General features: G+C 65.3%; 21 protein-coding genes and 4 pseudogenes. 14 read left to right on the top strand and 11 right to left on the bottom strand.

Annotated features, from left to right (window positions below; translation table 11 throughout):
• Positions 1–111 precede the first annotated feature (111 nt).
• Entirely contained in the window at positions 112–459 is a 348-nt protein-coding gene (locus BN4346_RS48235; protein ID WP_067975974.1) for a hypothetical protein, read from the bottom strand.
• A gap of 155 nt (positions 460–614) precedes the next feature.
• On the opposite strand from BN4346_RS48235, the gene BN4346_RS42460 reads away from it, so the two are divergent.
• The 4 genes from BN4346_RS42460 to BN4346_RS42445 all read left to right on the top strand — a co-directional run bounded on the left by BN4346_RS42460 (position 615) and on the right by BN4346_RS42445 (position 3833).
• The gene (locus BN4346_RS42460; RefSeq protein ID WP_067975971.1) at positions 615–1955 is read left to right on the top strand and encodes an IS256 family transposase; all 1341 of its coding nucleotides are present in this window, start codon (positions 615–617) and stop codon (positions 1953–1955) included.
• 110 nt (positions 1956–2065) lie between these two features.
• A complete protein-coding gene (locus BN4346_RS42455; RefSeq protein WP_078058804.1) occupies positions 2066–2758 on the top strand; it encodes a TetR family transcriptional regulator in 693 nt (230 codons plus the stop codon).
• Positions 2751–3035, top strand: coding sequence for a hypothetical protein (locus BN4346_RS42450; protein WP_067975966.1), 285 nt, complete (start codon positions 2751–2753; stop codon positions 3033–3035). Before BN4346_RS42455 ends, BN4346_RS42450 begins: the two co-directional genes overlap by 8 nt.
• Positions 3036–3500: 465 nt before the next feature.
• Positions 3501–3833 carry a YnfA family protein gene (locus BN4346_RS42445; RefSeq protein ID WP_067975982.1) on the top strand — a complete coding sequence of 111 codons (333 nt, stop codon included), beginning with the start codon at positions 3501–3503 and terminating at the stop codon, positions 3831–3833.
• A 75-nt stretch (positions 3834–3908) separates the two neighbouring features.
• On the opposite strand, the pseudogene arsB reads toward BN4346_RS42445, so the two are convergent.
• Both arsB and arsM read right to left on the bottom strand, forming a co-directional pair.
• Positions 3909–5427 (bottom strand): annotated as a pseudogene (gene arsB / locus BN4346_RS42435) (ACR3 family arsenite efflux transporter).
• A 126-nt stretch (positions 5428–5553) separates the two neighbouring features.
• Positions 5554–6345 carry an arsenite methyltransferase gene (arsM, locus tag BN4346_RS42430; RefSeq protein ID WP_067975958.1) on the bottom strand — a complete coding sequence of 264 codons (792 nt, stop codon included), beginning with the start codon at positions 6343–6345 and terminating at the stop codon, positions 5554–5556.
• An 88-nt stretch (positions 6346–6433) separates the two neighbouring features.
• On the opposite strand from arsM, the gene BN4346_RS42425 reads away from it, so the two are divergent.
• On the top strand, positions 6434–6817 hold the full coding sequence (locus BN4346_RS42425) for an ArsR/SmtB family transcription factor (RefSeq protein ID WP_067975979.1): 384 nt from the start codon (positions 6434–6436) through the stop codon (positions 6815–6817).
• Positions 6818–6931: 114 nt separating this feature from the next.
• Here the strand turns inward: BN4346_RS42425 and BN4346_RS42420 are convergent, their stop codons facing one another.
• A complete protein-coding gene (locus tag BN4346_RS42420) occupies positions 6932–7294 on the bottom strand; it encodes an ArsR/SmtB family transcription factor (protein WP_067975955.1) in 363 nt (120 codons plus the stop codon).
• Positions 7295–7394: 100 nt separating this feature from the next.
• Here BN4346_RS42420 and BN4346_RS42415 point away from each other — a divergent pair, with 100 nt between their 5' ends.
• Positions 7395–7556: a hypothetical protein gene (locus tag BN4346_RS42415; protein ID WP_208863304.1), complete on the top strand. Its 162-nt coding sequence runs from the start codon at positions 7395–7397 to the stop codon at positions 7554–7556.
• A 331-nt stretch (positions 7557–7887) separates the two neighbouring features.
• On the opposite strand, the gene merB is transcribed toward BN4346_RS42415, so the two are convergent.
• From merB to merC, 3 genes are read right to left on the bottom strand one after another with little or no spacing between them, the layout of a single operon-like run.
• Positions 7888–8745, bottom strand: a complete 858-nt coding sequence (merB, locus tag BN4346_RS42410; RefSeq protein WP_235653771.1) for an organomercurial lyase MerB — start codon at positions 8743–8745, stop codon at positions 7888–7890.
• 9 nt (positions 8746–8754) lie between these two features.
• Positions 8755–10179 carry a mercury(II) reductase gene (merA, locus tag BN4346_RS42405; RefSeq protein WP_067975952.1) on the bottom strand — a complete coding sequence of 475 codons (1425 nt, stop codon included), beginning with the start codon at positions 10177–10179 and terminating at the stop codon, positions 8755–8757.
• Complete coding sequence (gene merC, locus BN4346_RS42400; protein WP_235653770.1) at positions 10176–10625, bottom strand: organomercurial transporter MerC; 450 nt, start codon at positions 10623–10625, stop codon at positions 10176–10178. The genes merA and merC overlap by 4 nt, the downstream gene beginning before the upstream one ends.
• Before the next feature lie 104 nt (positions 10626–10729).
• Between merC and BN4346_RS42395 the strand changes: the two genes are divergently transcribed.
• The gene (locus BN4346_RS42395; protein WP_067975949.1) at positions 10730–11119 is read left to right on the top strand and encodes a heavy metal-responsive transcriptional regulator; all 390 of its coding nucleotides are present in this window, start codon (positions 10730–10732) and stop codon (positions 11117–11119) included.
• Between the two features lie 323 nt (positions 11120–11442).
• Here the strand turns inward: BN4346_RS42395 and BN4346_RS47865 are convergent, their stop codons facing one another.
• Complete coding sequence (locus tag BN4346_RS47865) at positions 11443–11775, bottom strand: hypothetical protein (protein ID WP_154677664.1); 333 nt, start codon at positions 11773–11775, stop codon at positions 11443–11445.
• Positions 11776–11890: 115 nt separating this feature from the next.
• Positions 11891–12313: a MerR family transcriptional regulator gene (locus BN4346_RS42385; RefSeq protein WP_067975945.1), complete on the bottom strand. Its 423-nt coding sequence runs from the start codon at positions 12311–12313 to the stop codon at positions 11891–11893.
• Positions 12314–12958: 645 nt separating this feature from the next.
• Between BN4346_RS42385 and BN4346_RS47860 the strand changes: the two genes are divergently transcribed.
• The 7 genes and pseudogenes from BN4346_RS47860 to BN4346_RS42350 all read left to right on the top strand — a co-directional run.
• Complete coding sequence (locus BN4346_RS47860) at positions 12959–14317, top strand: glycine-rich domain-containing protein (RefSeq protein ID WP_154677663.1); 1359 nt, start codon at positions 12959–12961, stop codon at positions 14315–14317.
• 41 nt (positions 14318–14358) lie between these two features.
• On the top strand, positions 14359–14838 hold the full coding sequence (locus BN4346_RS42380) for a hypothetical protein (protein WP_067975938.1): 480 nt from the start codon (positions 14359–14361) through the stop codon (positions 14836–14838).
• A gap of 401 nt (positions 14839–15239) precedes the next feature.
• Complete coding sequence (locus BN4346_RS42375; protein WP_067975935.1) at positions 15240–15656, top strand: hypothetical protein; 417 nt, start codon at positions 15240–15242, stop codon at positions 15654–15656.
• Between the two features lie 332 nt (positions 15657–15988).
• The gene (locus BN4346_RS42370) at positions 15989–17233 is read left to right on the top strand and encodes an IS110 family RNA-guided transposase (protein ID WP_327344971.1); all 1245 of its coding nucleotides are present in this window, start codon (positions 15989–15991) and stop codon (positions 17231–17233) included.
• Between the two features lie 269 nt (positions 17234–17502).
• Positions 17503–17706 (top strand): annotated as a pseudogene (locus BN4346_RS42360) (hypothetical protein); the annotation flags it as partial.
• 71 nt (positions 17707–17777) lie between these two features.
• Positions 17778–18071 (top strand): annotated as a pseudogene (locus BN4346_RS42355) (recombinase family protein); the annotation flags it as partial.
• Positions 18072–18118: 47 nt separating this feature from the next.
• A pseudogene (locus BN4346_RS42350) lies at positions 18119–19327 on the top strand (recombinase family protein); the annotation flags it as partial.
• 205 nt (positions 19328–19532) lie between these two features.
• On the opposite strand, the gene BN4346_RS42340 reads toward BN4346_RS42350, so the two are convergent.
• Positions 19533–21146 carry a replication initiator gene (locus BN4346_RS42340; protein ID WP_067975923.1) on the bottom strand — a complete coding sequence of 538 codons (1614 nt, stop codon included), beginning with the start codon at positions 21144–21146 and terminating at the stop codon, positions 19533–19535.
• Positions 21143–22543 carry an FtsK/SpoIIIE domain-containing protein gene (locus BN4346_RS42335; protein ID WP_067975920.1) on the bottom strand — a complete coding sequence of 467 codons (1401 nt, stop codon included), beginning with the start codon at positions 22541–22543 and terminating at the stop codon, positions 21143–21145. Before BN4346_RS42335 ends, BN4346_RS42340 begins: the two co-directional genes overlap by 4 nt.
• Positions 22544–22803 lie beyond the last annotated feature (260 nt).

The raw sequence follows: 22803 nt of genomic DNA, 5'->3' as shown, positions 1-22803 counted from the left end.
ACGCTGGCAGCCGCGGGGGCCGCGGCATATTCAGATGTCTTCACAAACTCCGAACATGCTCCGGCCACCGCTCCTACCAGCGCAGACACGCCGAAACGCACCAGCCCCGAACTACGGCTGCAGTACTAACCGCACGCCGAACGCGCGCTCCAAGACAGCCGCCGGTGCGCGCCAGTACAGTACCCGGCGGTGCGGCTGGCATCCGATCTCCTGCAGGCCATGGGTCGTCGCGAAGGCCCGGAGGTGTTCGATGTCGACCGGGTCCGCGCCACAACGATAGGAGAAATCAGGCCGACTGAGCGCCGCCGGCTGCGGCCACCCCGCCACCGCTGGCGGTTCACCGCGCCGCCGCAGCACCACCGTCACGTCGACAGGTTTTTCAGCCTGCCACGGACCCGGCTCACGGGCCCCCACCTCCCGCACCACCCGATCCTGCGCGATCCCGACATCACCGCCCATATCTGACGCACCCCTCCCCACCGCGGACACCCGCCCGCCACAGATCGCTCCCCTTGGGTGATCGCTGGGTGGCGTCCGGATTCCGGTGTAAATGGAGAGCACGGGCGTAGGTTCCGCTTCACGACCTGCAAGTCTGCGAAGAAGGAGTCATACCCGTGCCTGTCCGAGTATCTGCCACCGACCGTATCCGCACCAAAATCGATGCCCTGTTCGCCGAGGGCCGAGAGTTGCCCGAGATCCTGGAAGAAGTCGCCCGTCTGGGCGCCCAGCTGTTGATGCAGGCCGCCTTGGAGGCCGAGGTCACCGAGTTCCTCGGCCGCGAACGCTACCAACGCACCGCCACCTGCCCGGATGCCGCAGCCGGTTCACGCAACGGGTATCGGCCGGTGACGGTCAAAACCACCACCGGCCCGGTCACCCTGGAGCGCCCGAAGCTGCGCGGCACCACCGCGGCGTTCGCCTCCCGGTTGTTCGGCAAGCACGTCACGAAAACCAACGCCCTGGAAACCCTGGTGATCGCCTCCTTCGTGCGCGGCCTGTCCGTCCGCGATGTCGAGGCCACCCTCGCCGAGGCACTCGGCGATCAGGCCGCGATCTCCAAGTCGACGGTGTCGGAGGTCTGCAAGGCGATCCGCGCCGAGTACCAGGCGTGGGCGCACCGCCGGCTCGACGACATCACCTTGGACTACCTGTTTTTGGACGCCTCGTTCTTTCGGATGCATCCCGGGTCACCTGCTGAGCCGGTGCTGGCAGCTTGGGGCATCACCACTGAGGGCAAGCCGGTGTTCGTAGGATTGGCGCCCGGGTCCGGCGAGTCGACCGACGCCTGGGCTAGCTTCCTGACCGATCTGCGCGACCGCGGCCTTGCCACCCCGCTGCTGATCGTCTCCGACGGCGCCAAGGGCCTGATCGCGGCGATCGAACAGATTTTCCCAAAAGCGTTGCGGCAGAGGTGTCTTATTCATCGAGTCCGCAACCTACTTGCGAAAATTCCGGCCGGGATGCAGGCAGAGATCCGCGACGGCTACTGGGCCATCTTCGACACCACCGATCTAACGGCTGAGCCGGGACCCCAGCTGGTGGAGATCATCGACAAGCGCATCGAAGCGTTCGCCACCAAGTACGCCGACCTGTACCCGGCGGCGATGAAGATCCTGCTCACCGACCGGGCGGGGCTGACCGCCTACCTGCGGTTCCCAGCGCCGGCCCATGCCAGAATCCGGCACTCAAATTTCATCGAGCGAACCTTCGCCGAGAGCAAGAGACGCACCAAGGTCATCGGCCGATTCCCCGGCGAGACCAGCGCCATCAGCCTGGTCTGGGCCGTACTCGACCGAGCCTCCCGCGGCTGGCGGGGCGTCACGATGACACCGGCCGGAACTCGGCTGCTGCAAGACCTACGCCGATCCCTGCTCGACCCACCCCGCACATTGCGGCCGTCCTCCACCACGAGTGGCGACATCGACGAGGCAGATCCAGTTCCCGCCACCGCGTAGAGACCTGGCGCCACGAGGCGCCTGTCTCGGTAGCGGATGCCACGTAGGACACGCCACCGCGCCGGCGTTCTTGGTGGGTTGTTTGGCGGCCACCGATGCTGGCGGGCAACATGGGGTGCGTGACGTTATCGCAGGCTGGTTCTGGTGTGACAGCGACGGCCGCACCTGTTGGCGAGTTAGAGCCGGTGCGCGGTGTGCAGGGTCAGTGGGATCGTCGTGACCGCATTCTTGATGCGGCGTTGGCTGCTGCTTCTGCGGGGGGCTACGAGGCGGTGCAGATGCGCGTGGTGGCCGAGCGGGCTGGGGTGGCTATCGGCACCTTGTATCGGTACTTTCCGTCGAAGGTGCATCTGCTGGTGTCGGCGCTGTGCCGCCAATTCGAGCGGGTGGAGGCTGCAGACGACCGTGCCGATCGCGGCGGCACTGCCTATCAGCGGTTGAGCCACAAGATCGGCCAGCTCAACCGGGTGGTCCAACGCGACCCGCTGCTGGCTGAGGCGATGACGAGGGCGTTTGTGTTCGCCGACGCCTCGGCCGCCGGTGAGGTCGAGCGGGTGGCCGCATTGTTCGACCGGATTTTCGCCCGGACGATCGCTGGCCAGAGAAAGCCTTCTGAACGGCATCACCAGATCGCCCGGGTGATCTCGGAGGTCTGGTTGTCGAACTTGTTGGCCTGGGTCACCCGGCGTGCCTCGATCACCGACGTCGGTCAGCGTTTGGACATCGTGGTACGGCTTCTTGTCGGCGACGGCCACCGCCCCACAGCGTCGGGTGTCGTCGGTTCAGGGGGTCGAGGTGAGTGACCGCGCCAGCGACCTGGCTTGGCGGTTGGCCGACGAGATCGCTACCACCCTGACCGATCAGGACAAGGTAACGGTCTACACCGAGTTGGGTGCAGGTGAGCTCTGGCATGTGATCACCCGCCTGCTCAGCAGCGCGCTACACAGTGAATTGGCATTGCCCGCCGACCTTATCGCCGAGCTCACCGCATGGCTGGACAAACACATCGGCAGCCCCGAGGAACCACTGGTCCGCAACCTGCTGATGGGGATACAAAACCGCGACTGCCCCTCGACATAGCCCTGACCAACCTGAGCATGTGTTGGCAGCCCGCCATCGGTCCCGATCACCCGATGTGCGCTGGCGTCAGGCCCGCTGTGCAGGCAGACCCCGCGACCGCCACCGCGTAGTACGCCACCTGTCCGTCCCGGCAAGGAATCCCCTACGGACCCGTTAGACAGCTCCCGAAGGTGTCCATAGGGGATCTCCATGCGTTACACCCCGGCATCTCACCCAGTCGGCAGCCGGGTTCTGGCACTGCCCGGGGCTTTGTCCCGGCACGGGCACCGCGCGTTGACCGTAGACGTGCCCAGCGCGGCTGCGGACACCAGCATCGGATACGCCGAACGGCTGGCCGCACAGTTGCTCGCGGATCTGCATTGGCCGGTGATCGTGGCGCATTCGGCGGCCGGGCTGCTCCTGCCCGCCGGCCGAGCGGCTCGACCCTGCCCACCTGGTGTCGTCGGGTCTCGTACAGTCGCCACCATGGTGTTGCGTTCGATGCTGCTGTTCGTCGTCGCCGCGGTCGCTGAAATCGGTGGGGCATGGCTGGTGTGGCAGGGAGTTCGCGAGCACCGGGGCTGGGTCTGGGTCGGCGCCGGGGTCACTGGCCTGGGGCTGTATGGGTTTGTTGCCACCTTGCAGCCTGATGTGCACTTCGGCCGCATCCTGGCCGCCTACGGTGGCGTCTTCGTCGCGGGCTCGCTGGCATGGGGAATGGCCCTGGATGGGTTTCGTCCCGACAGGTGGGACGTCATCGGAGCACTGGTCTGCCTGGCCGGCGTGGCGGTGATCATGTATGCGCCTCGCGGGCACTAGGTTTCGGTTGACGTGGCGCGGCGAGTACCGCCTGCCGCGTAGGTGCAGTCAATACGTCGGGCGAATTGGCGAGGATTACGTGGTGGTGGGGTTGGTTGCGGCCAGCAGTTCAGCGATCAAGGCTTGGACACGGCCGGCGATGTCGTCGCGGATGGAGCGCACGGTGTCGAGGGGTTGGCCAGCGGGGTCGGGCAGTTTCCAGTCGCGGTAGGTGGTTCCCGGGAAGTGGGGGCAGGTGTCTCCGCAGCCCATGGTGATCACGACGTCGCTGCTTTGCACTGTGTCACCGGTGAGCGCCTGGGGAGTGTTGGCGGTGATGTCGATGCCCAGCTCAGCCATCGCGGCCGCGGCTGTCGGGTTGATCTGGTTGGCGGGTTCGGTGCCGGCGGAGCGGACCTCGATGCGGTTACCAGCCAGGTGGGTAAGCAGTGCGGCCGCCATTTGGGAGCGTCCGGCGTTATGCACGCAGACGAACAGCACGCTGGGTTTGTCAGTCATCGGCGGACACTGCGCTTGGTTCCGGCTGGGATCGGAAGAGGCGGGTGCGCAGCGCCAGGGAGACGTAGACGAGTCCGACCAGCACGGGTACTTCGATGAGCGGGCCGACAACACCGGCCAGGGCTTGCCCCGAGGTCGCGCCGTAGGAGGCGATCGCCACCGCGATCGCGAGTTCGAAGTTGTTGCCGGCGGCGGTGAACGCCAACGTGGTGGTGCGCTCATAGCCCATATTCAAGACGGCACCGAGCAGGTAGCCGCCGGCCCACATGATCGCGAAGTAGGCGAGCAAGGGCACTGCGATGCGGGCGACATCCCATGGCCGGGAGGTGATCTGGTGGCCCTGCAGGGCGAACAGGATGACGATGGTGAACAGCAAGCCATACAGCGCCCACGGGCCGATTCGCGGCAGGAACTGCGACTCATACCAGCGGCGGCCTTTGGCGGGTTCACCCAGGCGGCGCGACAGATATCCGGCCAAGAGGGGGACGCCGAGGAAGATCAGCACGGATTTGGCGATCTGCCACGGCGAGACCTCGATACCGGTTTGGGACAGGCCAAGCCAGCCCGGCAGCACCGACAGGTAGAACCAGCCCAGCACCGCGAACATGAAGACCTGGAAGATCGAGTTCAAGGCGACCAGCACCGCGACGGCCTCGCGGTCCCCGCAGGCCAGGTCGTTCCAGATGATGACCATGGCGATGCAGCGGGCCAGCCCAACGATGATCAGCCCGGTGCGGTATGCGGGCAGATCGGGCAGCAGCAGCCACGCCAGCGCGAACATCAGCGCCGGTCCGACGACCCAGTTCAACAACAGCGAGGACGCCAGCAGTTTGCGGTCGGCGGTGACCTCGCCGAGCTGGTCGTAGCGGACCTTGGCCAGCGGCGGATACATCATCACCAGCAGTCCAAGGGCGATCGGCAACGAAATGCCGTCGACCTCGACGGCACCCAGCCCGGCCCCCAGGCCGGGCACCAGCCGTCCCAGCAGCAGGCCGGCGGCCATCGCCACGCCAATCCACACCGGCAAGAACCGGTCCAGTGTGGATAACTTGGCGACCGCTGGCGGTGCAGCAGCCGATACGGTGGTCTCGCGCATAGACGCTCTCCTGTGTGTTGGCGATGCTGTGAGCCGTCGTGGCCACCGCACAGCGGTCCGGCGCACCCGGCAGGTGTCAACGTGCCGTGGTTACGGCGCGGTGCGCGGGCCCTTTCTGCGGCGCACTTAGCCGCTGGGGGGTGCGGTGGCTTTGGTGGCGCGGATGATCGCGCCGTGCATTCCTTCGGCCACCTGGTGGGTGAACGTGACTGTGGCATCGGTGAATCCGGCCGCGGCCAGCCCGTCGAGGTACTCCTGGCGAGACAGCGCACCGGCGATGCAGCCGACGTAGGAACCGCGCTCGGCCCGCTCGGCGGCGCTGAGGTGGTCTTCGGCGACGACATCGGAGATCCCGATCCGCCCGCCGGGCACCAGGACGCGGAACATCTCGGCGATCACGGCCGGCTTATCGGCCGACAGGTTGATCACACAGTTGGAGATCACCACGTCAACGGCGGCGTTCGGCAGCGGGATGTCTTCGATGGTGCCCTTGCGGAACTCGACATTGGTGGCACCGGCCTTGGCCTTGTTGGCCTCGGCCAGGGCCAGCATCTCGTCGGTCATGTCGACGCCGTAGGCGAACCCGTCCGGGCCCACCCGCCGGGCCGACAGCAACACGTCGATGCCACCGCCGGAACCCAGGTCAAGCACCCGCTCACCCGGATGCAGGTCGGCGACCGCGGTCGGGTTGCCGCAGCCCAGGCTCGCCTCAACGGCCGTAATGGGCAGCTCGGAGTGCTCGTCGGTACCGTAGAGGCCGGCGCCGAAGATGACGCCGACGTCGGCCGAATCACTTGACCCGCAGCAACTCGCCGCGGTGAGGACGTCACTGTTGGTGTCGCCACGGCGCACCGCTTCGGCGGCGGCGCCGTAGCTCGCCCGGACCTGATCGCGCAGCTCGTTGTGTTCGGCGGTCATCTGACCCACTCCTTCCATAGACAGACATCTATGGGAGCAGTGTGCACGAAACATAGATGACTGTCAATGTGTATGTCATACTGTGGTCATGCCCGCCACGATCGTGCGCCCCACTGAACGCGATGAACCGCTGCTGGCGGACAACCTGGAGGCGTGTTGCAGCCCGATCACCGGCGGCGTGCTGGATGCAATGGCCGCCGAGCGGCTGGCCGGTGTGCTTAAGGCGCTGGCCGAGCCGACCCGGCTGCGGTTGGTGTCGCTGATCGCGGCTCACGAGGGCGCCGAGGCGTGCGTATGCGACCTGACCGCCCCGGTCGGACTGTCCCAGCCAACGGTGTCACACCACCTCAAGATCTTGGTCGAGGCAGGCCTGCTGGAACGAACACAGCGCGGCAAATGGGCCTACTACCGGCTGGTGCCTGCCGCACTGGATGCGCTGGCCGGCGTGTTCACCCCCGCTGGTCGTCACTGACACGCACTGAACTTTTCGGCCGAAGGAAAGCAGTCAGCCTGCGTTGCGCACGGCAGCGTTCGGCGGGGTCATCACCGTGGCCGCGACCGCCACAGGCGTCATCGCTGCGAGGTTTCAGCCGGCCGATTGGGGGCGATCGGCCAGTCCAAGGCGGAGGTGCTCGCTGTGGTAGACGGCTTCATCGAGTAGCTGGGCGACGTGGTTGTCGTAGAGGCTGTAGATGATGCTGCGGCCGTTACGCACGCCGGTGACCAGGCCGAGGTTGCGCAGCAATCGCAACTGGTGCGACACCGCCGAGTGCTCCATGCCGACTGCATCCGCCAGTTCGGTTACCGGGAGTGGACCTTGCCGCAGTGTGGTCAAGATCAGCAGCCGACTCGGGGTGGCCAACGCCTGCAAGGTGGTTGCTACATGCGCGGCCGACTCGGCATCAAGTGTGCCTGCCGAGCGGCTTCGGCCCTCAACCCCGTGCCCCATAACCAACAGCTTAACCCACCAGGACACATATGAAGACCTCTTCAGGTTTTCTGGTAACGTGGGGGCGGTAAGTCAAGCCACAACAAAAGGAGCAGACCCAATGTCACACACCGCTACCTGCGACCAGGAAGACCCGGGCCACACCCACGAGCAAGACCACGTCGAGCATGAGCACACACACACTCATGCCGACGGGACCGCGCACACTCACCCGCATGTGCACGAAAAGGGCCGGGTGGACGACCACGCCCATGCCCACTGATCCGCGTCGGTGAGCTGATCGATCAGGCGGCCCAGGCCACACGGCAGTTACGTGTGGCCTGGGCGGCTTGCGGTTCAAACCCGATTTCAGCGAGGTCCGCAGTCCGCGTAGCAACCGAGCTTCTCAAATCTCAAGATCCGGGCATGATCGTTTCCTGTCCCGGATCGACGCTCGCGTGGTGGCCGCTGCTTCCGTATCGATCAGCGACCACCATCGGCGACCTAACTCGGCGATGGTGGTCGACAACCCGCCTAGAGCAAAACGCGGGCCATAGCCGACCGCGGCGGGGCACGGTCAACCCAGCGCTGTGGGCGCGTTCGCTGACCGATCGCTATCCATTACACCCCGTGGCGGCAGGATTCTGCCCACCGGCCACAAACGGACGGGGGCCTATCCGCTCAGGTCGTCGAATGCGTGGTCGCTTCGGTGGCTGGGGGTGTTGCGTTCGAGGTTGCGGCAGATGGACTTTCGGGATGCGCCGAGTCTCGGCGATGTGATCGCGCTTGGGGCCGGCAACGGCGGCCTGCGGCGCGTCTTGCGGTGACAAGGTGGCGAGCAACGCGGTGGTCAGCTGCACGGCAAAGTCGAAGGCGTCGGTAACCGGCATGACCTGGCCGCCTGGATTTGGCTCGAGCCAGGACCGGGCATCGTTGACCGAGGTGAAGAAGTGCACCTGGTTGCAGAACGAGGAGCGGATCTCGGTCATGTCCTCGAGGTTGACCAGCGAGATTACCGCGGTGGCCGGCTCGACATCGCAGACCCCGCGCGGACCCGCGACCAACCGGACCGGCTGCCCACTGGCCGGAGAGACCGACTCAACGCGGGCTTCCCGGCCGAGGATGAGCGGGAAGATCAAGGTGTCCAGGGCGCACCAGGTGTAGAGCTCCTCGCCGTCGAGGGTGAACCGGTGCGGGGTCGGGCGCAGGGTCAGTCCCTGGCCGACGATCCGGCCTTCGTCGTCATACTCGGTGGCGGGGACCTTCGCCAGCTGGGCTCGGGTCTCCTCGGTGGTGCGGCCAGCCGTGGCGGCCAGCGTGGTCACGTCAACCGGATCCCCGGACGCGAGCAGCCGCAGCAGCGGGACCAGGAATACGGGGTCCAGGCCTTCCTTGTCGGGCACCGCCAGCCGGTCGACAGGGTCGGTAGTGAAGTCAGTCATCGCAGCGCCGGTTTTCAGGTGGGTGTACATCCATGGTGTTTAGGAGGCGCAGCAGGACAGCTTGGAGATGTCGGTGGTGTAGGACTGGCAGGCGATCTTGATGGCTTCGGCCATGGTCAGATACGGGGCCCAGCTGTTAGCGACCTGCTGCACGGTCATGCGGCCTTGAAGGATGTAGACTCCTGCCGCGGCGAGCTCACCGGCGTCCTTGGCGACCGCGGTGATTCCGAGGATCCGTCCGGTGTCCGCGGCGGCGACTACCTTGACGAAGCCGCGGGTGTCGCGGTTTACCAGTGCTCTGGCCACGTAGTGCAGCGGCACGATGCGGCAGTCGCAGCGGATGCCAGCTGCGACGGCCTGTCCCTCGGTCATTCCGACCGCGCCCAGCGCGGGGCTGGTGAACGTTACCCGGGGCAGGTGCGTGTAGTTGACAGAGCGGTCCGCGTCGGTGAAGGCGTTGTCGACAACCATCGCGCCGTGTGCGGCGGCGACGTACACGAACTCGGGATGCCCGGTGACGTCTCCGGCCGCCCAGATCCGCGGGTTGGACGTGACGAGTTGATCGGTGACCACAACCTGTTCGGCATCCCCGGTCTTGACGTCGACCGCCTCCAGGTTGAGCCCATCGGTGGTCGGGGTTCGGCCCAGCGCCACCAGCAGCCGCTCAGCGGTGAACACCTCCCGGCTACCGTCCACCGATGCGACCGCGACCACCCGTCCAGTGGCCGGATAAGTCATCACCGAATCAACGATCGCCCGATGGACCACCCGGATGTCCTCGTCGGCGAACACCTTGAGCAGACACTGGGACGCCTCTGGCTCCTCGCGGGAGGCCAGCCGAGAGCGGACCAGCATGGTGACCTTCGCGCCCAGCCTGGCGAACAGCTGGGCCAGTTCCAAGGCGACGTAGCCGCCACCGAGCACCAGCACTGTCTCGGGGACCTCCTCAAGCTCCATCGCCGTGGTCGAGGTCAGGTAGTCAACCTGGTCGAGTCCGTCGATCGTGGGGATGGCGGGTCGAGAACCGGTCGCGACCAGGTAGTGCGCGGCCACGAGCAGCTTGCTACTGCCGTCCTCGGTCGTCACCCGCAGGACCGGGGCGTCAGGGGTGCCGTCGAACGAGGCCTCCCCGCGCAGGAGCCGCCAGCCGTAGTCCTCGGCGACGTCGAGGTACTTCTCCGCGCGCAGCGCCTCGACGAGGGACCGCTTCCCGTCGACGAGGACGGGCATGTCAACCGGGCCGGCACTCGTGCTAACCCCGGGAAACCGGCCGGAGTCGAGGGCGAGGTAGCGGGCCTCGGCGGCTGCGATCAGTGCCTTGGAGGGCACACAACCGGTGTTCACACACGTTCCCCCTACCGTGCCGTACTCGATCATCGCCACCGACTTGCCCAGCGTCGAAGCGCGGATCGCGGCGGCAAACGCCGCTGCACCCGATCCGACCACGGCAAGATCGATCCTCATCTGTTGCACTCGGCCGGGGGGTGTTTCGCGGGCAGTTCGCAGCCTTCTGACCCGCGGCGGCTATTTGCAGAGACCAGGTCCCAAACTGCGAAGACGACCATGGCCACAAGTCCCGCGTACAGCACGGCCCTCCCTGTCCCTTCAGCCAGGACACCGCTCATGAACGAAACCCACCCGATCAAAACGACGATCGGACCGATCATCCCCAGGGCGCTGCGGCGCCATTGCCGGTGGGTGATCCACCCCGATCCGTTGGTGACCAGCACCAACGCTGCAAACGGCGGCAGAGCCTTGATGAACAAATGTTCCCAATGAGAGAGAAACCCCAGCCCGATGGCCGCCCCGATGCCGGCAACCGCCGGGAAACACATGGTGCAAGCCATGGTGGACACCACGGTGCCTACGACAAAAACTTTGTCGGTCATGATGCGCACAATCTGTTGCACCTTGGTCCTCCTGAATCGTTTGGGAAATCCGTTCGTTAGCGCCAGAATGAACCTTCTAGTACAGGTGAAGGTCAAGTCCGCGAATCAAACGGGAGGTCAGGACAGTGCGGATCGGAGAGCTGGCCGACGTCGTCGGCACGACCACCAACGCCCTGCGCTTCTACGAAGAGCAGGGCCTGCTCCCGGAGGCTGAACGCACACCCTCCGGTTACCGGGACTACTCGCCCGACGCCGTCACGAGGATCGACTTCATCCACCGAGGCAAGGCCGCCGGGCTCACGCTCGCCCAGATCCGCGAGATCCTCCAGATCCGCGACCGCGGTCAGGCCCCCTGCGTGCACGTCCGCGACCTTCTGGACGCCCGACTCGCCTACCTCGACGAGCAGTTCAGCCAGCTCGCTGCTCTCCGCGACACGATTGCCCAATTACGCAACCAGGCTGCAACACCCGACCCCACCACCTGCACGGCCGAACAGGTCTGCCGATACCTCTAGGCCTGTCACGTGCGTCCGAGTAGCGGATCGCTATCCGTTACACCGTGGCGCTCCACCGCCTACGACTCCGCGATGAGCCGACCGTCGAACCTCGCCAGCACCGCCACTTCGTCGCAGCGTTACAAGTACCGCCGGGGCGGGCTGTTCCCCCAGCGCGGTTTCCCTCGATCCATCACCTCTGCTCGACCTCCGCTTATCAAGGTCCCTACGTTGGAATAACCCGGCTCGGGAATCCGGGCGTGCAGATGGCGAGTCGATTTAGATTGTGTCCCAACAATTTGCGTTGCCCATACGTGCGCCGCTTCAGGGGCGACGTTGAGCGTTCAGCGGCTCGGGGTCGGCATGCCTGGCATGGGGTGCATCGATGGCATGGGCGACATGGACGGCATGTTCTTCATGCGTTCTTTCATGGTGGCGCAGCAGCCGTTGTCGTCTTTCTTCATGGCGGCGCAGCAGTCGTCTTTGGCTTGGCTGGTCGTCGCGGGCTGTGCCACGAACTTGCAACACCCCGGATGCGCGAAGAACAAGAGATACGTGCCTGCGGCGATGACGAAGATGCCAACGGCGAGGCCGGTCATGGCGAGCGCTCGGTAGAGCCAACGAGTCCACGTCGGCGGGGCCGGAGCAGCGGGAGTGGGGACGACGGTGTCGGTCATCGGTAGTCACCTTTCGTGAGCGGTTTGGTCGGCTGACCACCATGAGGCTACTGGTGCAATACATTACGTGTCTCTGAACTGGTGGCGGCAGGGGTGAATCTGCGGCGCCGATTGCTCAGGTGGTGGTCTGCGTGACGTCCTCGATGATCGCGCAGACGGTGACCGGCTGTTCGTCGGTACAGACAGCGGCCCGCTGCCGGGTTGCGGCGAGCGTTTCGCGCAGGGCCAACAACTCGGCCACGGTGGTATCGAGTTCGGCGATGCGGTCGTCGAGCAGGTCGCAGACCGTAGCGCATGGCGGGATGCCGCCGTTGCGGATGGCGAGGACCTGTCGGATGTCGTTGAGGTGCAGGCCGAGTGTGCGGGCTCGGCGGATGAAGGTGAGCAACTCGACATCGCGCTCGTCGTAGACCCGGTAGCCGGCGGTGGTTCGGTCGGCCACCGGCAGCAGACCCTTGGCCTCATAGACCCGCACGGCCTTACGGGTAAGCCCCGCGGCCTGGGCAGCCTGTCCGATCGTCAGTTCCGGTGCCGGCATGGTCGAACCTCCTCTCAACCCATTGTTGACCTTGCCCCAGGGGCGGGGTTCTACCGTCGAGGACGTAATAGGCGTGACCCGACGAAAGAGGTGGTGACCATGCCGTTCCGAGAGGGTGAGGTCTTCGGCTGCCCAGACGCGGACTGCGGGTGCGGAGTGACGGTGACCAAAGCGGCTCCACCGACATGCACCGGCATGCAGGACGCTCCGACCTGCTGCTGCGGTAAGGCCATGGTGAAAAAGACCGGGTGAGCCAGCGTGGGGTCTGCTCTCGGTAGGGAGCTCGTTTACCCTCCGACGCGAGGGCACCACGAGACGATCGCTGGGAGCGATTAGCCGGTCAGGTAGGTTCGCGTGCTCATACAGCCCGTTACCCGTCGCTGTCGTCAGGCAAGTTGCTGACCAGGGACTTCTCAGATACCTGGTCCGGATTGATTCTCAAAGAGCCCCCGCTATGTTTGCCGCGATTTCGGGTAGGTGTTAGGGCCTGTCTCCCGGGTTCGCGCCGGCCGTATGCTGACGTCGAAGCGACGGATCGGGCCGTGCTTTTTACACCGCGTTTCGGACGCGACCGATCGCTGGTAGCTCCCTGCCAAAGAATGAAAACCCCTTGACAATAATCTGCATCACACTAGCATGAAAGTCATGGCCGCTAACTCAACCTTCTCCGACGTACTAACACTCATCGAAACCACGATCACCGATTTCGTGAACACCGTCCAGGCGGCGATCAATACTGCCCCGACCGGCGCAGTGCAATCCGGTATCGACTTCGGCGCACTTGAATCCGCCAACGGGTTATTCCTTCAGCTCGGGGGCGATACTATACAAGTATTCGCCCAAGATTATGAAGCCATAATCACCGAAGTGCTGGCCGCCGCCACCCTCGCATCCTCGATTGTCGGCAACATCGAATCGGCGATTAGTATAGGTGTGGATGCGGGCGGCAAGGCAGGTTTTGCTGTTGCCGCCGCTGCTGCCACTGCCGATACTGTCACCAGCGTGTTGGCGCAGGCGCAGGCAGCGGCGACCGCGACGTTGAACGCCTTCACGACCTATTACGCCGCATTGACAAACCCGACCCCGAGTACAAATCCGAATTCGGTTCAATTGTCGACGTCACCTAATTTGCCTTCCGGCAACGAATTACAGGTTCTCGGCGGGTATATTTTGTTTCAGCAACAGATTAACAATTATCTGAACTCTCTTCCGACAACGGTGGGCGCAGCCAATGAATCGAATGCGGGTGTGATCGCCCTTCTTCAAAACCTGATTACCGCCGAGAATAATTTGACGACACTTCTTGGCGAGATCCAAACTAATATGACGTACGAGCAAGCGAGTGCCCTGACCGGTCTTAACGTTCAATTGGTGTACAACGCTGGGGCCATTCTCGGTGATGCCGACCTTGTCGCTGTCACCTTCGCGCTGTGGGCGCTTGAAGGGCTCACCGGCACCCCCGCCTCCGTCACTATCGCCGGCGCCTACACCGTGCCGATCCCGGCCGGCACAAAATATATGGACATCGTCCTGATCGGCGGCGCCGGAGCCGGTGGCGGCTATGACACACCTGGCTCCGGCACCGGCGGTGACGGAGAAGCCACCACGGCGACCCCCACGGGCGGTTCCACCTTGACCGCAAACGGCGGTACTGGCGGTGCCAGCAGCACGACCGCTCTGGCCAGTGCCGGTGCCTCGGCCGGCACCGAATTCTTCGACGGCCGAACTTACACCGGCGGCACCGGCGGCGCGCTGGGCTACAGCAGCGCCGGCGGCACCGGCGGCGCACCCGGCGGCGCCGGAGGCGGAGGCGCCTCAGCTCTCATCATCGGAGGCCAAGGCGGGACCGCCGGCGAATGGGCCGAACAAACCCTCGCTGTCACCGCGGAGATGACCGAGATCACCGGCACCGTCGGCGCCGGGGGGACCGGTGGGGCCTCCAGCAGCACCGAACCCGGCGGTGCCGGCGCCCCCGGCGCAGCGTACTTCTACTTCTACAGCTGATGCCGACACCGATACAGCCAGCATTCTCACGGATTGCGAGGGTGGTGCTGGCGGCCGCGCTGATCACCGCACCGGTAACGGTCGTGGCCGCCGCACCACCGGCGTATGCGGACTGCGGCGACCCTGGCGAAGCTCCCTGCAACGGTCCCGTCCCCACGGTCGATCAGGTGATCGACATCCTGAACGTGTTGTTCAATCCAAACGTTCCCGCCGCCGACAAGGGCAACATCGTCACGCCCCCGTTCACCCCGGAGGAAGCCGGGACTATCGACGACCACCTGAACCGCATGGGCACGCGCGGGCATCTGCCCACCAACTGGGTTGTCACCAACATCCAGTCGGCCCCTGACAACTTTGCTGGGGTGACGATAGAGAGCAACCGTTGCCGACCCGGCCCAGCCGTCGTCGTACTCCAGAACGGGCACTGGCTGATGACCCACGACACCGCATGGACAGCACTGGACAACATCTGGTGGAATGTCACCCACAGGGGCGGCTTTGTGTCTGGCAACAGCATCTGAGCTTTGCCGCGCTGCGCGGGGCAGGGGCATGGGATCACCCACACCGTTCGAGCAGGGCGCGGACGCCCCTGCGGTGGCGGGAGATCGCCCCGGTGCTTTCGCGGGGGCCTGCCCGGCGAAGACGACTGGCGACGGCGTTTGGATTGGAGGGTCGCCTTACCGCGGCGGTTTTACAGTTCCAGCCGCAACCTTCGTTGCGGCTGCGGCTGCGTGCACGCTGGGCTGTGATGAGTCGTTGTAGGGCCTTTTCGCGGGAGCGTTCCTCCGCGGCCAGTGGCCGTTGCGCAGCCTGCGCGCGACCGGATGCCGCCCAACAAAACGGTCCAGCGTGAACGTCGGCGGTGTCCGTTGTACGGACCGCAGCACCTAGTCGAATCTGAAACCGCGAGAAGGAGATTCACATGCTGATCACCGGAGCGTTCCTCGCAGCACATGCCGAAATCGTCGAGCAAAAACTCAACGTCACCGGCGGAGTGCTGGACTGGATTGCCGTCCCCCGGATCGGCCAACAAGATGCCCACGGAAACCCCCTCGTGGGCATCTATTACCTGGTCACACTGATGCAATCCAGCCCCGACGACCATGAAAAGCCCTACCGAATGATCACCGAGATCATCGAGGTTGACGGGAGCAGCCACGTCCTCGTCGACGCAACCATCGCCGTCGATGCCCACTCCGGCGAGAACCGCTTTTGGGTGACACCATTCGGCATGGCCAGGGCAACCAGCGGCCGCAGAGTGCTGGTCCAAACCATTGAGGGCGGCGGATCCATCCGTCTGCCAGTCGAAATGCGTGTCGTTGAACCCCGGCCCGAGTAGACACACGCTACTCCAGGATGCAGGAACACACATGGCGCAGCATATCGACGGACCGACTGGCGTGCTGGCAGCTGCCGTTTGCCGAAAATGCCCCACTTTAATAGCAGTAAAGACGGGCATGGCCAGGGCCACCACGAAGGGGTGAGAATGGTGCGTGGTGGGCTCGGCTGAGCTCGGATTTTCATGGTGCTGGGAGTCCGGAGTAAAGACTGAGCTTGGGATCGCGTTCGGCACCACGAATTGTTTGCTTTGAGCACGTCTGACAGCGTCGTCTAACCTGGCGATCCTGCCGAGCCACACCGCTTGAAACTGGTTGAGCGGATGGAGGTTTGATGATGGATGTCGTGGTCTCCCGGTGCGCGGGGATCGATATAGGTAAAGCGGAAGTTGTTGTGTGCCTGCGCGTCCCAGGCCCTGGCCGTAAGCGGGTGTCCGAGGTTCGGACGTTTCGGGCGTTCACCGGTGAGATCGAACGGTTGGCGAGCTGGCTGGCCGAACACCGCGTCACCCATGTGGTGATGGAGGCAACCGGCCAGTACTGGAAGCCGGTGTGGGACGTCCTGGACGAGCACGGCTTTGAGTTGATGTTGGTCAACGCTCGCCACGTGAAGATTGTGCCCGGCCGCAAAACCGATGTGGCGGACGCGGTCTGGCTGGCCGAGCTGTTGGAACATGGGCTGCTGCGGGGCAGTTTCGTGCCGCCGCGGGTGATCCGGGAGCTACGTGACCTCACGCGGTATCGCAAACGATTGGTGCAAGCGCACACCAGCGAGGGCCAGCGGATCGCGAAGATCCTCGAAGACGCCGGGATCAAACTCGATTCCGTCGTTTCCCACCTGATGGGGGTCTCGGGCCGGGCGATGCTGCGGGCACTGATCGCCGGTCAGCGCGACCCCGACCAGCTCGCTGAGATGGCGCGAGGCCGGCTACGGCCCAAGATCCCGATGCTAGTCGAGGCGTTGAACGGCCGATTTGGCGAACATCATGCACTGATGATCGGGCTTGCGTTGGACCACTTCGAGTACCTGGAACGGATGACTGTTCACCTCGATGAGCGAATCGATACGTTGATGAGCGAGCACACCGCGGCCCGCGACCGCCTTGACACCATCCCCGGCGTGGGCAAACGGGCGGCTGAGGTCATCATCGCCGAAATCGGTGCCGACATGAACGTGTTCCCCACTGCCAAGCATTTGGCGTCGTGGGCTCGCATGTGCCCGGGCAACAACATCACCGGCGGCAAGCGCAGATCCGGCACCACCGGCGGCGGCAACCGCTGGTTACGCGAAACCCTGGTCGAATGCGCCTGGGCGGCATCGCGGCAGCGCGACAGCTACCTGGCAGCCCAGTTCTGGCGGCTGGCCAGACGGATCGGAAAGAAGAAAGCGGCTCTGGCGGTCGGGCACTCAATCCTGGCGATTGCCTGGCACCTCCTCCACGACAACACCAGCTACACCGACCTGGGCGGCGACTGGTTCGTCCGGCGAATCGACAACAACTCCCGCCGCCGCGACCGTCTCATCGGCGAGCTGCAAGGCATGGGTTACCTCGTCAGCCTGGAGCAGGCGGCATCTTGATACCAGTAAAGAAATTCCTCACGCGCGAGGTTGGGGACTGTGTTCGGCAGCGTGCGGGCGGGTGGGCCGACGCGGGGTCGCGGGGGTGGGGGGAGGGGGTGTACAACCGCCGCTCCGACGACGGCTCCTGCCCGCCGGATTATCCGTGGACCATTGCCGAAGCGGCGCTGCGGGTTTTGGGCTGCACCAGTGGTTTCAGCGCGATGCGTACAAGCACCGCGGGACGGGTTGGATCGGGCTGAATGTCAGACCCCTGCGATGATGAAGTCATGTCCTCAATGGCGACCGCAGCCAGCGCCGATACGCAGCCCGGCAGGCGCATTGACGTGCTGTTCGAGGAACTGTCGGAGTTGACCGGTCAGCGCAATGCGGTCGATGGCCGCATGGTGGAGATCATCGCCGAGATCGAACGCGACGAACCGTGGGGAGCCACCGGCGCACGCTCGATCTCGGCACTGGTGGCCTGGAAGGCCACCACATCCGTCACTGGGAAGACGGCGGCGCCACCGAACTGAACAAGGTCATAATTTGCTAAACTATCCCCATGTCTGTGAGGAAATCTGCTGGTCAGCGTGTTGGGGTGAGGTCGGCGGCGATTTATGCCCGGATTTCCTCGGATGCGGAGGGCACCGGGTTGGGGGTGGCGCGGCAGTTGGAGGATTGCCGCAGGCTCGCTGCTGACCGGGGTTGGCCGGTGGGCGCGGAGTACGTGGATAACGATGTGTCGGCGTTCTCGGGCAAGCTGCGCCGGGAGTATGCGCGGATGCTGGCCGATCTGGAATCGGGTGATCGTGATGCGGTGATCGTCTACAACTTGGATCGGCTGCATCGGCGTCCGGTGGAGTTGGAGGAGTTCGTCACGCTGTGCGAGTCGGTGGGGGTGCGCTGGCATCAGGTGATCGTGATGCGGTGATCGTCTACAACTTGGATCGGCTGCATCGGCGTCCGGTGGAGTTGGAGGAGTTCGTCACGCTGTGCGAGTCGGTGGGGGTGCGCGATGTGGCGACTGTGACCGCCGACATCGACTTGGGTAATGATGACGGGCTGTTCATGGCCCGCATTTTCGCGGCGTTCGCCGCCAAGGAGTCCGGCCGCAAGTCGGCCCGTATCCGCCGCAAAATGTTGCAGAACGCCCAGGCCGGGTTGCCACACGGTTCAGCACGCCCGTTCGGGTATGAGGCCGACAAGATCACCGTGCGCGAAGCGGAGGCCGCAGTGGTCCGTGAGATGGTGGACCGGTATCTGGCGGGCCAATCGCTGCGGTCGTTGACGATCTGGCTCAACGAGTCCCAGGTCGCGCCGAGCGTGGCGGCATCGTGGCAGACCACCGCGGTGCGCCAAGTGTTGTCCTCGGGCCGTATCGCCGGGTTGCGCGAGCATCGCGGAGAAATGATCGGTCAGGCGGTGTGGCCGGCGATCATCACTCCAGTGCAGCGGGATCGGGTATTGGCGCGGATGGCGGCACGCTCGGTGACCAAGACCCGCACCGCCCGCACCTACCTGTTGTCGGGGATGTTGCGCTGCGGACGCTGCGGCAACCGACTGTATTCCCAAGCTCGGCACAGCAATCCGCAGAATCGGATACGCCGCTATGTGTGTTTGAAGGGGCCGGATCATGGTGGGTGTGGCCGGTTGACGGTGGTCGCCGCCCCGGTCGAGGAACTGCTGGCTGAGGCGGTGTTGGCGCGGCTGGATTCACCGCAGTTGGCCGACGTGTTGGCCGGCAAAGCCACCGCTGATGCTGATGTTTCCGCGTTGGCCGCCCAGGTCGATGCCGATCAGGAACGTCTTGATGAGTTGGCCGGCTTGTATGCCGATGGGGCGATCACGGCGCGGGAGTGGATTGCGGCGCGTGATCCGATCACCGAACGCATCACGACGGCACGCCGAGATATTGCTGCGGCGACTGACACGACGGCGGTGTTCGAGTTGGCCGGGACCGGCGGGGTGTTGCGCACCGACTGGGACGGAATGGATTTGGGTCGCCAGCAGGCGATCGTCAAAGCGGTGTTGGATCACGCCGTGATTGCACCGGGCACACCGGGTGCGCGCCGCCTGGACATCGACCGGGTGGCCCCGGTGTGGCGGGTCTGACCCGACGACGTCGGCGGGCGATCGGCCCCAAGGAGCGTGGCGATCCGGGCGATGACGGTCGGGTCGGTCACGGTGACCGGCACGTCGTGGCGTTCACACGATGCGGTCAGCCACGCGATGAACTCGGGCCGCTCATGAAGGGGCAGCACGCCGGAGTCACTACTGCTAGCGGCGTCTCCCGTCGCGTCACCGGGTGTGCTGGTCATTATCCGGCACCCGGCAGCATGGGCGGGATTATCCCAGTGGTGCAGCGGGATTCGGTGATACCAGCGATGCGGGCAGCGATGTGACGCAGGGCTGCGGAGACGACCAGCACCCGGTCGCCGGCGCTGGCGTGTCCAGCGTAGTCGAACTCCCAGAACACCTCATCGGAGTCGAGCGCCGCGTAAGGCCGCTGGTCGGGGCCGGTCACCGCGCCGCCGTTTGAAGTTCCGTTTCGTTGCGTTGCGTCTTTCGTTACTTGCTGGCGGGTCCAGGTGGCGCGGGCGGTCCGCAGGGCGCCCAAGGTGGTGGAGAAGTGCCGGGATTTGGTGGTGATGTGCCCGCGATACCCGAGGGTGTGCAGCCAGCGCCCGATCCCCGCCACCGCGCCACTACCGTGTTCGGCCAGCTCGGCGATGGTGGCCAAGATGGCCCGCACATGCTCACTGACATCCAAGCCGGTGATCGCTTCGGCGGACAGGCGTCGCGCGGTGATCCCGAAGTCGTGCAACGATTTGGTGACGTATTTCGCTAAATAGGCGGCGACCCGGCGCGGTGAAAGCCGCGACGATGCGCCTGTCACTGTTCCCGGTACGGTGGGATCGTTTGCAGCCGTGCCTGTTTCGGATGCCAATGCTTGAATGTCGATTTGGGTGCCGAACCGCAGCGTGCGCGCGCCGTCCCGGCGGGGGTCATCGCCGCCGGCGGGTATCTCGATGCGGACGCGATCGGCGGCTTGGTGAATCAGAGCGGTCAGCTCGGTGGCGGTGATCGGTGACGACCAGCCCGCATCCTGGCCGACTCTGGAACGGGGCTCCCCACCACCCCGAGGGGCGGCGGGGCCGTCACTGATGTGATCACCTGACGCGGTGGGCCGATCACCGGGTGGGTCGAGGCGGATCAGTGCGTGAATGTGCGGGATGGCACGCACTTGCAACTCCACCACCTTGACAAAACTAACCCGCACCGAATCCGTAGAAAAGCCAATGGCTTTCAGATGCGCGGTGATGGCGCGTCGTAGTGCGATGGTTAAGCGCCTCCACAGTTCGGGCAGATGCCACGTGAACAGCACATGCCCGAGATAGTCATAGCAGTCCGCGCACAGTGGCTGACCCACGACGGGATCATCAACGGCATGACTCGTGTTGCAGTGCAGCGGGTTTCCGTGTCGGCAGTGCTGTGTCGTGACGCGTGGTGTGCGTGCGTGGCAGGTGGTTCCGGTAGCGTTGTGCACGGCCCCGTAGCCGGGTGCGGTGAGCGTGGCGAACACCTGCGGACGATCGGCAACCTCAGCAGGTACGTCGTGGTGGCCGCCGGCGGCGCCGGCGTGTACCAGCTGCCAGGTGTCGCGGGCATACAAATCTGCACACGACGGGCAGACGGTGGCGCGACGGTTGTTGCAGCGCGTCCACACCGCATGTTGGCGCCCGGCCGTGTCGGCGCCGACCAGCTGGATCGGGTGGGCGCAGTAGCCGACCGATTCCACCCGCCGCCACCACGACCCGAAACCGGGTGAGGAGGCGCGGCGGCACATCTGGCTGATCACCGCGTCCGCATCGATAGTGGTGGGCAGGCCCGGCAGCACGATCACCGGGCCCGGCGTCGTCAAGCTGTTCACCGATTTCCCTGTTCGCCGGGGCGCGGTACCCGAAAAGTACGGGCCAAAACGCTGATGTCGCGGTCGGTGACGTGAAAGGCCCGGACCCGTGCCGGGTCGGCGGTGCCGTCGATCATCACGTAGCCGATCCCCGGGGTGGCATCGGCGATCAGGTCGCATTCGGCGCCGGCATCGCGGGCTCCTTGTCCGAGCACCATCGCGGTCTGGGTGGCTTCGGTCATGCGCAGCCCGATGCGCACGGTGAACAGTTGGCGCACCGGCAGGGTGTCTTTGGCCGGGTCTTGCACCGCGGCCACCACCGAAATCCCGACCGCCCGCCCCTGCGATAACAGCAGCCCGAGTAGGTGTTCGATCTCGGCACGCAGTTTGCGGTCGCTGACATAGGCGGTCAGCGCGGCAATCTCGTCGATGATCACCACATACAGCGGCTCGCCGACAGTGGGGTTGTGCAGTCGGGTGTGCCCGCGCAGCCGGGCGGCGCGTGCGTGCATCAGCTCCACCAGCTGCCGCAGCAGCTCCACGGTGGGTTGCCCCGTGTGATAGCAGAACCGGGTGAACAGCGGTGCGCCGGCGCCGAGTTCCATGCCGCCTTTGGGGTCGATCACCCACAGCCGCACCCGCCCGGTTTTCACTTGGGGTGCCAGCCCGGCGATCAGCGACCACAGCACCGAACCCTTGCCCGCTCCGGTGGCACCGGCAACCAGCAGGTGCTGCCCGAGCACCGGCAACGTCCACCAGCGCCGTGATTCGGTGACCCCGACCCGCACCGCGCCCAGATCGACCTCAGTGGCCGGGGTTGGCATCGGTACCGCGATCGGCTGGCCGAGCACATCACCGCGGCCGATGATGATCCGCAGCTGCCCCGGCGCCGTGGCGCGGATCGTCAACCGCTGCGCACCCCAGGTCGCCGCCAGCGCGGGGGCGCGTTTTTGCCAGTCAGCAATCGACTGGCCGGTCACCACGCGCAAGCACAGTACGTCGGCGTGGCGGCCGATCCGCACCGACTCCACGGCGGGCACCAGCGTGCGCTCACCCAGTTTGGCGGTCAGCCCGTGCAGGGCGCACACCGATGTCCAGTTGCGGTGATACCGCCACCACGCCCAGAACCGCTGCCGCAGCGGGTTGGTCACCCACCGGCTAAACGATGACGGCTCGCATACCGACCAGCCGACATATGCCGCGATCTCCGCGATGGCGGTCAACACGCCGGCCCGCGCCCCGTGGCTGACGGTGACCCAGAGCGCCACGATGACCGGGACGCTCAGGACGGGAAACAGGATCGCCCACCACAGTAGCTGTCCGGCGGCTTTGACTGCCGCCACGATCAGCTCACCGATCCAGTCATCATCGGGTGATGGATTGTTGTTGTGGCGCTTATTGTTTGGGGTATTCGACATGACGGCCTGCTTTCACTGACGACGGAAAAAAGGGAAGGGGGGGTGCCAGCCCGGCAGCCCCGACGCGCTGGTGTGCGCAACTGCCGGGCCGGCATCCGGTTACCGGGCCTGCTGGCCCGTCTTGACGGTCGCCGTGGCGGGGTCGGTGGCGGTGATGGATTCGGCGCGATACGCGATGCCCGAGCGGCCGTCTTGCGACCACGGCAACGCCACCAGGCCCGCTACCGCCACCGGCTGGCCGACAGTGACTTTCGGTTCAC

Origin of the sequence: Mycolicibacter icosiumassiliensis (assembly GCF_900078685.2) — a bacterium.
Taxonomy (GTDB): domain Bacteria; phylum Actinomycetota; class Actinomycetes; order Mycobacteriales; family Mycobacteriaceae; genus Mycobacterium; species Mycobacterium icosiumassiliensis.
The sequence above is the reverse complement of the archived record's forward strand: the minus strand, read 5'-3'. Positions and strand labels throughout refer to the sequence as shown.

What these genes read in the sequence shown, in the direction of transcription:
- BN4346_RS48235 (WP_067975974.1), bottom strand. Translation starts at nt 459, where the DNA reads ATGGGCGGTGATGTCGGGATCGCGCAGGATCGGGTGGTGCGGGAGGTG.
- BN4346_RS42455 (WP_078058804.1), top strand. Translation starts at nt 2,066, where the DNA reads ATGGGGTGCGTGACGTTATCGCAGGCTGGTTCTGGTGTGACAGCGACG.
- BN4346_RS42445 (WP_067975982.1), top strand. Translation starts at nt 3,501, where the DNA reads ATGGTGTTGCGTTCGATGCTGCTGTTCGTCGTCGCCGCGGTCGCTGAA.
- arsM (WP_067975958.1), bottom strand. Translation starts at nt 6,345, where the DNA reads ATGACCGCCGAACACAACGAGCTGCGCGATCAGGTCCGGGCGAGCTAC.
- BN4346_RS42425 (WP_067975979.1), top strand. Translation starts at nt 6,434, where the DNA reads ATGCCCGCCACGATCGTGCGCCCCACTGAACGCGATGAACCGCTGCTG.
- BN4346_RS42420 (WP_067975955.1), bottom strand. Translation starts at nt 7,294, where the DNA reads ATGGGGCACGGGGTTGAGGGCCGAAGCCGCTCGGCAGGCACACTTGAT.
- BN4346_RS42415 (WP_208863304.1), top strand. Translation starts at nt 7,395, where the DNA reads ATGTCACACACCGCTACCTGCGACCAGGAAGACCCGGGCCACACCCAC.
- merB (WP_235653771.1), bottom strand. Translation starts at nt 8,745, where the DNA reads ATGTACACCCACCTGAAAACCGGCGCTGCGATGACTGACTTCACTACC.
- merA (WP_067975952.1), bottom strand. Translation starts at nt 10,179, where the DNA reads ATGAGGATCGATCTTGCCGTGGTCGGATCGGGTGCAGCGGCGTTTGCC.
- BN4346_RS47865 (WP_154677664.1), bottom strand. Translation starts at nt 11,775, where the DNA reads ATGACCGACACCGTCGTCCCCACTCCCGCTGCTCCGGCCCCGCCGACG.
- BN4346_RS42385 (WP_067975945.1), bottom strand. Translation starts at nt 12,313, where the DNA reads ATGCCGGCACCGGAACTGACGATCGGACAGGCTGCCCAGGCCGCGGGG.
- BN4346_RS47860 (WP_154677663.1), top strand. Translation starts at nt 12,959, where the DNA reads ATGGCCGCTAACTCAACCTTCTCCGACGTACTAACACTCATCGAAACC.
- BN4346_RS42375 (WP_067975935.1), top strand. Translation starts at nt 15,240, where the DNA reads ATGCTGATCACCGGAGCGTTCCTCGCAGCACATGCCGAAATCGTCGAG.
- BN4346_RS42370 (WP_327344971.1), top strand. Translation starts at nt 15,989, where the DNA reads ATGATGGATGTCGTGGTCTCCCGGTGCGCGGGGATCGATATAGGTAAA.
- BN4346_RS42335 (WP_067975920.1), bottom strand. Translation starts at nt 22,543, where the DNA reads ATGTCGAATACCCCAAACAATAAGCGCCACAACAACAATCCATCACCC.